Genomic DNA, 11,541 nt, shown 5'->3' with positions numbered 1-11,541 from the left:
TACACATTGAATACATGACCTCATGGCCGGTGATAATGATTGCATCTACCCCGATGCTTTCCGCCACGATGGAGTTCTCAACCGTCGGTGAGATTTCGCGGTGAATAACGATAACCCCAGCCTCTTTCAGCCTGCGGATATACGTTTCACCTTTGGTAATATCCTTACCACTGGTTATGACGATGTTAATTTTTTCCTGCAGGATGACCTCCAGTAACGGCTCGGCGTATTTAAAACTGATATCGACTCCTTCGATGGGCAAGAGGTAATTAACGGCAAAGGGTTTATCCGTTAAGCTTCTGGTTTTCCTTATTTCCTGCCGGAAAGCGTCTACGGTCGCAACTATTCCGCCATTGGCAACCTGGCGTCCGGCATTCGGGCCTAATACTCCCAGCCCCCCTGCATTGGATACCGCAGCTGCCAGTTCGGCTGAGTTCAGCCACACCATGGAGGCCTGGATAACCGGAGTTTCGATAGCTAACAAACGCTGTAATTTCATGGCTCTATTCCTTTTTAAACTATTGCAAAGAACGATCCTTAACATTTATGTATCGATCGTTATTTAATAACCATACGCACTGAGCGGCTTTGGTGCAACAACATTTTGTAATGATCATTATTTTAATGTACGACATGGCATAAGCTGGAGCTATATTTTATAGTTATCGTTACATAAATAGTGTAACCAAGGTCTTGGAGCCCTATACATGAGAAAGGAACTACCGGAGCGGCCTACACGTGGCAGGCCCAAAAAACTCGATCGCGACGATGTGTTGGAAAAGGCTATGGGGCTGTTCTGGCGCTTTGGCTATGAGCCCACGTCGATGTCTGAACTGATTGAGGAAACGGGAACCAAACCTTCTTCGCTGTACGCTGAGTTTGGCAGTAAGGAAGGTTTATTTTGTGCGGCGGTGAATAAGTATCTGGCCACTTACGGCCATGCCAGAGATGTGATCCTTGAACAGGACGATCTCCCTTTGTCACAGGTGATTGAGCAGTTGCTGCGTACTTGTGTTGATTGGTTTACTGATACAGAGACTCCCGCTGGCTGCTTTATGGTTGTTGCTACTTTTGGGATGTCTGCCGCAGATGAGGCGTTATTTAATCAACTTAATCAGCCACGAAATTCGGCTGAGAAAAAGATTGTCGAGTGCCTGGAGCAGCGCGCTCGCCAAGGTGAACTGCTGGAAAACACTAACTGTGCTCTGCTGGGTAAGTACATTGCCAATGTTATTCAGGGCATGTCTGTGCAAGCCCGCAATGGTGCAACCAGAGAAGAACTCTCAGGGTTGGTGGATATTTTTATGGGGCAATGGCAAGCACTCTCTACATCTTGCCAGCTTTAGAAGTACTACACTCCAATACAATAAAAAACCCCGCATTGTTGCGGGGTTTGCGTAGTCGATCGAAAACTAGCGGTTAACCGATCGTCATCAGGCTGGCGTTGCCCCCGGCGGCGGCGGTGTTGACGCTCAATGAACGCTCGATCAACAGACGTTCCAGCAGAATGTTGGTCTCTCCGCGGGCGAAGCCCTGCACTGAGACAATGGCACCGCTGCGCTGGGCGATTTGCTCGCAAAGGGTGCGCAACTGATCTGCATCGCCGTGATAGATGGCCGCATCAAATTCGACCTTATCCTGCGCCCAGTCCTTGGTGAAACCGATCCGTGCCTGTACGGCGGCTGGCAAACTACGATACAGCGTGCGCTGCAATTCGGCTTCCGGCCACAGCACCTGGCTACCAACTGCCAGTACGGCGGCCAACTGGTTCAGCGCATCGGCATTGTTGTCCGCCAGACACAGCACGCGTTCGCGTGGCAACAGGGCATACGTGTTGCGCTCCCCGGTAGGGCCTGGCAGTGGTCGTACGGTGCCTCCCTGGCCCAGTTCGGCGTAAAGCTGTGCCAGCACGGCCAACTCGCGATGATTCTCCGCCACGGCCCATTGTTCCAGGGCTTGGTGCGGTGCGAGCAGTGCAGGGCGCACCGTCGCCTCCAGAGGACGCTCGTTATCCTGGCGGTTCAGCGTACGTTGCACCGCATCCTGAGGGCGGCTGGCCAGTAAACGATACAGATAGAGCGGACCACCGGCTTTCGGCCCGGTACCGGACAAGCCCTCGCCGCCAAACGGCTGAACGCCTACTACCGCACCCACCATATTGCGGTTAACGTACAGGTTACCGACCTTGGCGTGGTCGGTCACTCTGGCGATGGTTTCATCGATACGCGTATGGATCCCCAGCGTCAGGCCATAGCCAGAGGCATTGATCTGATCGACCAGCGCACCCAGGTTGGCACGCTGGAAGCGAACTACGTGCAGCACCGGGCCAAAGATCTCTTTTTGCAGTTCGTCAAAGCTTTCCAGTTCGATCAGCGTTGGTTTGACAAAGGTCCCGCGCGCCCACTCTTTCTCATCATCCCCCAGGCTGTTGGCTGCCTGATAAACCTTGCGGCCTTTGGCACGCATGGCCTGAATATGGCGCTCAATACCGGTTTTGGCTTCGGCGTCGATCACCGGGCCAATGTCGGTAGACAGGCGTTCCGGGTTGCCCATGCGGCATTCGGCCATCGCTCCGCGCAGCATTTGCAGGGTGTGTTCCGCCACGTCTTCCTGCACACACAGGATACGCAGGGCAGAACAGCGCTGTCCGGCACTGTCGAAGGCGGAGGCCACGACGTCGGTTACCACCTGTTCGGTCAGGGCAGAGGAGTCGACGATCATCGCGTTCAAACCGCCGGTTTCGGCGATCAGCGGAGTTGGGCGGCCTTGCGGATCCAGACGGCCTGCGATGTTGCGTTGCAGAATGCCAGCCACGTCGGTCGAGCCGGTGAACATCACGCCGCGCACGCGGGCATCGTTGACCAACAGGGAGCCAACGGTTTCACCTTGGCCAGGCAACAGTTGCAGCACGCCCTGAGGAATACCGGCTTCCAGCAAAATGCGTACCGCTTGGGCTGCGACCAATGGCGTCTGTTCCGCAGGTTTTGCCAGCACGCTGTTGCCAGCGGCAAGAGCGGCAGCAACCTGGCCGGTGAAGATGGCCAATGGGAAGTTCCACGGGCTGATACAGACTACCGGGCCTAACGGACGATGGCTGTCGTTAGCGAAATCGTCACGCACCTGACCCGCATAGTAATGCAGGAAATCAACGGCTTCGCGCACTTCGGAAATAGCGTTACTGAAGGTTTTACCCGCCTCGCGCACCAGGATCCCCAGCAGGCTTTGCAGCTGGCTTTCCATCAACTCTGCCGCGCGCTCCAGAATGGCGGCTCGTTCGGCTGGTGGGGTGGCAAACCAGATCGGCCCGGCAGCGGCAGCGGCGTCTAATGCCCGGCTGACTTCACCTTCGGTGGTTTCACGCACGTAACCGACAATATCTCCCGGTTCGGCAGGGTTGATCACCGGTTGTTCCACACCTTGTTCCAAAGGTGCATCAATGATCGGCTCTGCGCGCCATTGCTGCATAGCGCTGGTGAGCAGAGCGCTGGACAGTGAAGCCAATCGCTGTTCGTTAGAGAGGTCCAACCCGCTGGAGTTGACGCGTTTTTCACCGTACAGCTCACGCGGCAACGGAATACGTGGATGCGGTAAACCAATGCGGCCTTCGCTGGCGGCCATGGCTTCAACGGCGCTGACCGGGTCGGCCACCAGTTCGTCGAGCGGCAGGGTGGCATCGGCGATACGGTTAACGAATGAGGTGTTGGCCCCGTTTTCCAACAGACGGCGTACCAGATAGGCCAACAGCGTTTCGTGCGTGCCGACCGGTGCATAAATACGGCAAGGGCGGTTCAGCTTGCCATCGGCCACTTTGCCCACCACTTGCTCGTACAGCGGTTCCCCCATGCCGTGCAGGCACTGGAATTCGTACTGGCCGGGATAATAGTTATTGCCCGCCAGATGATAGATAGCGCTCAGGGTGTGGGCGTTGTGGGTGGCAAACTGCGGATAGATCAGATTCGGTACCGCCAGCAGTTTGCGAGCGCAGGCCAGATAGGAAACGTCGGTATACACCTTGCGGGTATATACCGGGTAGCCTTCCAGGCCATCCATCTGGGCGCGTTTGATTTCGCTGTCCCAGTAAGCGCCTTTTACCAGGCGGATCATCAGGCGACGGCGGCTGCGGCTGGCCATATCGATTACCGCATCGATGGCGAACGGACAGCGCTTCTGATAAGCCTGGATCACAAAGCCGATACCATTCCAACCGGCCAACTGCGGCTCAAAGCACAGTTTTTCCAACAGATCGAGGGAGATCTCCAGACGATCGGCTTCTTCGGCATCGATATTGATGCCGATATCGTATTGGCGCGCCTGTAATGTGAGGGATAACAGACGCGGATAGAGTTCTTCCATCACACGATCGTACTGAGCGCGGCTATAACGTGGGTGCAGCGCCGAAAGTTTGATCGAGATACCAGGGCCTTCATAGATGCCACGGCCATTGGAGGCTTTACCGATGGCGTGGATCGCTTGCTGATAGGAAACCAGATACGCCTGCGCATCGGCTTCGGTCAGTGCGGCTTCACCCAGCATATCGTAAGAGTAGCGGAAGCCTTTATCTTCCAGCTTGCGCGCGTTGGCCAGCGCTTCGGCGATGGTTTCACCGGTCACAAACTGCTCGCCCATCAGGCGCATCGCCATATCGACCCCTTTACGGATCAATGGCTCGCCACGTTTACCGATGATGCGGTTCAGAGCGCTGGAAAGATTGGCTTCATTATGGGTAGACACCAGCTTGCCGGTGAACAGCAGGCCCCAGGTGGCGGCGTTGACAAACAGCGAAGGGCTGCGGCCGAGGTGAGAATGCCAGTTACCGTTACTGATTTTGTCACGGATTAACGCATCGCGGGTTGGCTTGTCTGGAATACGCAGCAGCGCTTCGGCCAGGCACATCAGAGCTACGCCCTCCTGAGAAGAAAGCGAAAACTCCTGTAGCAGCCCTTGCACCATACCGGCACGGCCGTTGGCGCTTTTCTGGTTACGCAACTTTTCGGCAATGCCATAGGCCAGTTTATGCGTCGCCTGTGCCAAATCGGCGGGTAAACGCGCCTGCTCAAGCAGCATCGGCACGACTTCAGTTTCCGGACGACGGTAGGCGGCAGTGATGGCCGCACGGGTTACAGACTGTGGCAGGATCTGTTCGGCAAACTCCAGGAACGGCTGGTGGGACTCTTCAGGTACTTGTGGCGAAGCGTCCTCCATTTCTTCTGCCTGGCTGGCAGCGGCCAGCGTTGGAATTTCTGGCAGATCGGAACCGCTTTCCAGACGTTCAAGATAGTTGAAAATAGCCTGCTTGATTAACCAGTGTGGCGTGCGGTCAATCCGTTGTGCCGCGCTCTTGATGCGATCGCGGGTTGCTTCATCGAGCTTTACGCCCATTGTGGTAGTGCCCATGCCAATCCTGCTCCTGTATTTGGAAACCCTGCCAACCGGCCAGATCGGGGGCGTTCCGTAGAGTTTTAAGGTTATAGATGCCGACAATATCCTGCATGTTGCAACTTTGTGCAACCTTGTTAAATCTGGCCGATTGCGAATTGTGAGCTCACGCGGTTTTTTAACATCACCCCAACCTATGATTGCAAGCTGTGGCACAGTGCTTTGGTCAGTAATGCGACAATTTCCCTGTATAAATCAGGGTTAAGTAAGAGGTGCAACTCATTTTGCATAGGTTATGTACAACCGTGACAGCGGATAAGTGTGACCTGGGGTGAGTTTTGTGTGAGTTTATTGTTAAATGTCTTGTTGGTTATTGACCCCGTCATCTAGGATAGCCAGCGTTCAGATCATGATGGGTTTAACCACTGTTTACCCGCCATCATCGCAATGCGCCCCTTTCCGGCGCCTGGCGGGTGAAATTACTGATATAAAAATACCCGATAACTTTCAACAAGCTGCCCATAACGCGGCGGCCTGAAAGGGGAAGGGAAGAAAAAATGGAGAGTTTAAGATAATGAACACACCAATGCTGGTGACCTTCGTGGTCTACATTCTTGGGATGGTGATAATTGGCCTGCTAGCCTACCGGGCTACCAACAACTTCGACGATTACATTCTGGGTGGCCGAAGCCTGGGCAGCGTAGTCACTGCGCTCTCCGCTGGGGCCTCCGATATGAGCGGCTGGCTCCTGATGGGCTTGCCGGGCGCGATTTACCTTTCTGGTATTTCGGAGAGCTGGATCGCCATCGGGCTGACCATCGGGGCCTACCTGAACTGGAAGCTGGTGGCAGGGCGGTTGCGCGTGCATACCGAAGCCAACAACAATGCCTTGACGCTGCCGGATTACTTCACCAGCCGCTTTGAAGATAACAGCAAACTGCTGCGGGTGATTTCCGCCATCGTGATCCTGGTGTTCTTCACCATCTATTGTGCTTCCGGCATTGTGGCGGGGGCGCGTCTATTTGAAAGTACCTTCGGCATGACTTACGCCACAGCGCTGTGGGCAGGGGCGGCCGCTACTATCCTGTATACCTTTATCGGTGGGTTCCTGGCGGTAAGCTGGACCGATACCGTGCAGGCCAGCCTGATGATTTTTGCGCTGATCCTGACGCCGGTGATTGTGATCATCGCCGTGGGCGGTATCGATAGTTCGATGCTGGTGATCGCGGCGAAAAACCCAGCCAATCTGGATATGATGAAGGGGCTGAATCTGGTGGCGATCCTGTCGTTGCTGGGTTGGGGCCTGGGTTACTTCGGTCAGCCGCATATTCTGGCGCGCTTTATGGCGGCGGATTCTCATCGCACCATTCGTAGCGCACGCCGCATCAGTATGACCTGGATGATCCTGTGCCTGGCCGGGACTATCGCGGTGGGCTTCTTCGGTATCGCCTACTTTGCCAACAACCCGGAGCAGGCAGGTAACGTCTCGCAAAATGGCGAGCGGGTGTTTATCGAACTGGCCATGCTGCTGTTCAACCCGTGGATTGCCGGGATCTTGCTGTCGGCCATTCTGGCGGCGGTAATGAGTACCTTGAGCTGCCAGTTGCTGGTGTGTTCCAGTGCCATCACCGAAGACCTGTATAAAGCCTTCTTGCGTAAAGGTGCTAGCCAGCGTGAACTGGTGTGGGTAGGGCGTATGATGGTGCTGGTAGTGGCGCTGGTGGCGATTGCCCTGGCGGCTAACCCTGAGAACCGGGTGCTGGGTCTGGTCAGCTATGCCTGGGCCGGATTTGGGGCTGCATTTGGTCCGGTGGTACTGATCTCGGTGATGTGGTCGCGTATGACCCGTAACGGTGCGCTGGCCGGTATGCTGGTGGGGGCGATCACCGTGATCGTCTGGAAGCAGTATGCGTGGCTGGATCTGTATGAAATCATTCCTGGGTTCGTGTTTGGCAGCATCGCCATTGTGTTGGTCAGCCTGATGGGCCGCCAGCCTTCGGCAACCATCACCAAGCGTTTTGATCTGGCAGAAACCGAGTTTAAAACCGTTTAAACCTGCCTTCATCTCTCCCTGGCAATCAGGGAGAGAGTCTCTTTGCTTCACCCTCCTGTAACAACTAGCGACATTTGATTAATAAAAATCACACTTCCGCCTCTTGTTTTTCTTTTCAGTAGAATGATAATCACTATCGTTCTGGTTTACTTTTCTTTACATAGCCGTGGCCTCGGCCGATCCAGCGCCAGCGGCTGACTACAAGCGCCTTTTCAGGGGTTAATATTCTATGTTTGTTCCTTTCCTTATCATGTTCCGTGAGGGGCTGGAGGCTGCGCTGATCGTCAGTTTGATCGCCAGCTATCTGAAGCGGACTCAACGCGGTCAATGGCTTGGTGTGGTATGGATTGGGGTGATCGTCGCCGTGGCGCTGTGCCTGGCGCTAGGGATCTTCATCAATGAAACCACCGGCGAGTTTCCGCAAAAACAGCAAGAGCTGTTCGAAGGACTGGTGGCGGTAGTGGCGGTGTGCATCCTGACCTATATGGTGTTTTGGATGCGTAAGGTTTCCCGCTCGGTGAAGGTGCATCTTGAAGGGGCGATCGATAACGCGCTCAACTCGGGCAAAAGGCAAGGGTGGGCATTAGTGGCGATGGTGTTTTTTGCCGTCGCTCGTGAAGGGTTGGAGTCGGTATTCTTCCTGTTGGCTGCGTTTCAGCAGGACGTGGGCCTTGCCGCGCCAGTCGGTGCGATGCTCGGCCTGGCGTGCGCCATTGTGGTAGGCATGCTGACCTATTGGGGCGGCATCAAGCTGCACCTGGCCAAATTCTTCAAATGGACCAGCCTGTTTATTCTGTTTGTGGCTGCGGGCCTGGCGGCCGGAGCGATCCGTGCCTTCCATGAAGCCGGGCTGTGGAACCACTTCCAGGATATCGCTTTCGACCTCAGCAACCAGCTATCTACGCATTCACTGCTGGGCACCCTGCTAGAAGGAATGTTCGGCTATCAGGAAGCGCCATCGGTCAGCGAAGTGGCGGTCTATTTCCTGTATCTGATCCCTGCTCTGACTTTCTTTTTCCTGCCGCAGCGTACGGAGTCCTCAGCGATCCCGGTGCAGCGCAAGACTCATCACTAATTTAATAGGGAATACCGTATGTCTACTCCGTTATTTCGCCGCAAGGCATTGCACGCGGCATTACTGGCCGTTCCCGCTTTCGCGCTGAGCCTCAATGCGCTGGCGGCGGATGTCCCACAGGTTAAAGTGACCGTTAACGACAAACAGTGTGAGCCGATGCAACTGACCTTGCCTGCCGGTAAAACCCAGTTCGTGGTGAAGAACACCAGCCAGAAGAACCTTGAGTGGGAAATCCTCAAAGGGGTGATGGTAGTGGAAGAGCGTGAAAACATCGCGCCGGGCTTCACCCAGAAAATGACTGCGAACCTGGAGCCGGGCGAATACGACATGACCTGCGGCCTGTTGAGCAACCCGAAAGGCAAACTTGTCGTCACAGCGGCGGTCGGTGCAGCAACCGATGGCAAGCCTAACGCAATGGACCTGGTTGGCCCGATTGCCGAATATAAGGTTTATGTCACCAAGGAAGTTGAAGGGCTGGTCAAACAAACCAAGCTGTTCACCGATGCGATCAAAGCCGGTGACGTAGCCCTGGCCCGCAAGCTTTATGCACCAACGCGTCAGCACTATGAGCGTATCGAACCGATTGCCGAACTGTTCTCCGATCTGGACGGCAGCATCGATGCCCGTGAAGACGACTATGAGAAGAAGGCCGAAGATCCGAAATTCACCGGTTTCCACCGCCTGGAGAAAGTGCTATTTGCCGACAACACCACCAAAGGCATGAATGAGTATGCCGATGGGCTGTACAAAGATACGTTGGAATTGCAAAAACGCATCTCTGAGCTGACCTTCCCACCGAGCAAAGTGGTGGGTGGTGCGGCTGGCCTGATTGAAGAAGTGGCGGCCAGCAAGATCAGCGGTGAAGAAGATCGTTACAGCCGTACCGACCTGTGGGACTTCCAGGCTAACGTTGATGGCGCGCAGAAGATCGTCAACCTGCTGCGCCCGCTGTTGGAAAAGGCCAACCAGCCACTGCTGGCGAAGATCGACGCCAACTTTAAAACCGTGGATACCATCCTGGCCAAGTATAAAACCCCAGAGGGTTATGAATCCTACGAGAAGCTGACCACCGCGGATCGTAACGCGATGAAAGGGCCGATCACCACGTTGGCAGAAGATTTGTCACAGCTGCGTGGCGTGCTGGGTCTGGATTAAGGCAGAGCATAATGAATCACAAGACCGGCCCGCATAACGGGCCGTTTCCTCAGGATGAGCAGGCCGCTTCGCCATCGCGCAGGCGGTTGTTGCAAGGTTTGGGCATGATGGGCGGCGCTTTGGCGTTGGCGGGGCCTTCGTTGGCCCGGGCTGCTGAAGAACCGCTGGCTACCTTGCAGGACGAACGTTGGCAAAAACAACCGTTCTACGGCCAACACCAAGCCGGGATCCTGACGCCGCAGCAGGCGGCCATGATGTTGGTGGCTTTCGACGTGCTGGCGACCAACAAACAGGATCTTGAACGACTGTTTCGCCTGTTGACCACTCGTATCGCATTCCTCACCAGCGGCGGTAAGGCTCCAGAGGTCGATCCCAAGCTGCCACCGTTGGATTCGGGCATCATGGGGCCGGAAATCTACCCGGATAACCTGACCATTACCGTTTCTGTCGGCACCTCGCTGTTTGATGAGCGCTTTGGCTTACAGGCGCAGAAGCCGCTGCATCTGCAAACCATGACGCGTTTTCCCAACGATTCGCTCGATGCTTCCCTGTGCCATGGTGATTTGCTGCTGCAAATTTGTGCTAATACCAATGAAACGGTGATCCATGCGCTGCGCGATATCATCAAGCATTCGCCGGATCTGCTCAGCGTGCGTTGGAAGCGGGAAGGTTTTATCTCGGCACACTCGGCCCGTAGCCGGGGTAAAGAGACACCGATTAACCTGCTGGGCTTCAAAGACGGTACGGCCAACCCAAAAACCAGCGATAAGCCGTTAATGGATCAGGTGGTGTGGGTTGGTGATAAAGCGGGGGAACCTGCCTGGGCCGTCGGCGGCAGCTATCAGGCCGCACGTATCATACGTTTCCACGTGGAATTTTGGGATCGTACGCCGTTGCAGGAGCAGCAAACCATTTTCGGTCGTGAAAAACACAGCGGCGCGCCGCTGGGGATGAAACACGAACACGATGAACCGGATTATGCCAAGGATCCGGAAGGTAAGCTGATCAAAATGGACGCCCATATTCGGCTGGCCAACCCACGCACGCCGCAAACCCAGAGCAGCCTGATGCTGCGCCGTGGTTATAGCTATTCACTGGGGGTCTCCAATTCGGGTCAGTTGGAAATGGGCCTGCTGTTTGTCTGTTACCAGGCCGATCTGGAGCAGGGCTTCCTGACGGTGCAAAAACGGTTGAACGGCGAAGCGCTGGAGGAATACGTCAAGCCCATTGGCGGCGGTTATTTCTTCGTGCTACCGGGTGCCAAGACCCGTGATGATTATTTGGCCAGCGGCTTGTTGCAGGCTTGAGACACTAAAACTGCCGGTAAGAAAAAGAAGCGTAGCGCAAAGGCTGCGCTTTTTTATTTGCTCAAATTTTAATCCGGAAACCTGAATGTCATTCGGCAAAATTAATATTAACTTATTGATATATTTATATAAAATAATTTAATGCCAAGTCATTTGCGCTTTGATATAGTGGTGTTGCAGCGAGTTAAAACAAAAAATATTAAAAATTTTTACATTTTAGCAACGCGGCGCGGTTGAATGTCATTATACTGTAATCATCTGGCGGTAGTTTTCACACGGTGCACAGCTGAATGCTGTAAATATCACTGCGGGGATCGCTAATGGTAAAGTCCTTGGTTGGGCTACAAAGAACAAATAACAGACCTTCCCTGATTTCTCGTTGTAACGAGGGCCCTCTCTACGACTCTCAATTTCTGACCGACTCTTGGCTTGCCATTCGCATTAATCCGGCTGACACACACTCCTGTTTTACGCAAATCACATTTTCCTGTGAACGACTGTTCACGTCATCCAATGGCTTTAAAGGGGGCCACAACCTAATACGTGTGTAACATAATCGCGCGGTTTTCGACTGC

7 protein-coding genes are annotated in these 11,541 nt (G+C 54.6%); 5 read left to right on the top strand and 2 right to left on the bottom strand.

Features of this window, described 5'->3' with window-relative positions:
* A partial coding sequence (locus U869_RS0103580; RefSeq protein WP_025121606.1) for a nitronate monooxygenase occupies positions 1–499 on the bottom strand: 499 nt, incomplete at its 3' end.
* Positions 500–707: 208 nt separating this feature from the next.
* On the opposite strand from U869_RS0103580, the gene U869_RS0103575 reads away from it, so the two are divergent.
* Positions 708–1,346 carry a TetR/AcrR family transcriptional regulator gene (locus U869_RS0103575; protein ID WP_025121605.1) on the top strand — a complete coding sequence of 213 codons (639 nt, stop codon included), beginning with the start codon at positions 708–710 and terminating at the stop codon, positions 1,344–1,346.
* A 73-nt stretch (positions 1,347–1,419) separates the two neighbouring features.
* Here the strand turns inward: U869_RS0103575 and putA are convergent, their stop codons facing one another.
* A complete protein-coding gene (gene putA, locus U869_RS0103570; protein ID WP_025121604.1) occupies positions 1,420–5,394 on the bottom strand; it encodes a trifunctional transcriptional regulator/proline dehydrogenase/L-glutamate gamma-semialdehyde dehydrogenase in 3,975 nt (1,324 codons plus the stop codon).
* A gap of 556 nt (positions 5,395–5,950) precedes the next feature.
* Between putA and putP the strand changes: the two genes are divergently transcribed.
* The 4 genes from putP to efeB all read left to right on the top strand — a co-directional run bounded on the left by putP (position 5,951) and on the right by efeB (position 10,966).
* Positions 5,951–7,429, top strand: a complete 1,479-nt coding sequence (putP, locus tag U869_RS0103565) for a sodium/proline symporter PutP (protein ID WP_029987751.1) — start codon at positions 5,951–5,953, stop codon at positions 7,427–7,429.
* A gap of 229 nt (positions 7,430–7,658) precedes the next feature.
* Positions 7,659–8,504 (top strand): iron uptake transporter permease EfeU, encoded by an 846-nt coding sequence (gene efeU / locus U869_RS0103560; RefSeq protein WP_025121602.1) that lies wholly within the window; start codon positions 7,659–7,661, stop codon positions 8,502–8,504.
* 18 nt (positions 8,505–8,522) lie between these two features.
* The gene (efeO, locus tag U869_RS0103555; RefSeq protein WP_025121601.1) at positions 8,523–9,659 is read left to right on the top strand and encodes an iron uptake system protein EfeO; all 1,137 of its coding nucleotides are present in this window, start codon (positions 8,523–8,525) and stop codon (positions 9,657–9,659) included.
* 11 nt (positions 9,660–9,670) lie between these two features.
* Positions 9,671–10,966 (top strand): iron uptake transporter deferrochelatase/peroxidase subunit, encoded by a 1,296-nt coding sequence (gene efeB / locus U869_RS0103550; protein ID WP_025121600.1) that lies wholly within the window; start codon positions 9,671–9,673, stop codon positions 10,964–10,966.
* The last annotated feature ends 575 nt before the right edge of the window (positions 10,967–11,541 follow it).

The organism is Serratia sp. H1w, assembly GCF_000633355.1.
GTDB lineage: Bacteria > Pseudomonadota > Gammaproteobacteria > Enterobacterales > Enterobacteriaceae > Chania.
Note: the sequence above shows the minus strand (reverse complement) of the source record. Positions and strands in the feature narration are given on the sequence as shown.

Excerpts from the sequence above, each read along its gene's own strand:
- putP (WP_029987751.1), top strand. The coding sequence starts at position 5,951 with ATGAACACACCAATGCTGGTGACCTTCGTGGTCTACATTCTTGGGATG.
- efeB (WP_025121600.1), top strand. The coding sequence starts at position 9,671 with ATGAATCACAAGACCGGCCCGCATAACGGGCCGTTTCCTCAGGATGAG.
- putA (WP_025121604.1), bottom strand. The coding sequence starts at position 5,394 with ATGGGCACTACCACAATGGGCGTAAAGCTCGATGAAGCAACCCGCGAT.
- efeU (WP_025121602.1), top strand. The coding sequence starts at position 7,659 with ATGTTTGTTCCTTTCCTTATCATGTTCCGTGAGGGGCTGGAGGCTGCG.
- U869_RS0103575 (WP_025121605.1), top strand. The coding sequence starts at position 708 with ATGAGAAAGGAACTACCGGAGCGGCCTACACGTGGCAGGCCCAAAAAA.
- efeO (WP_025121601.1), top strand. The coding sequence starts at position 8,523 with ATGTCTACTCCGTTATTTCGCCGCAAGGCATTGCACGCGGCATTACTG.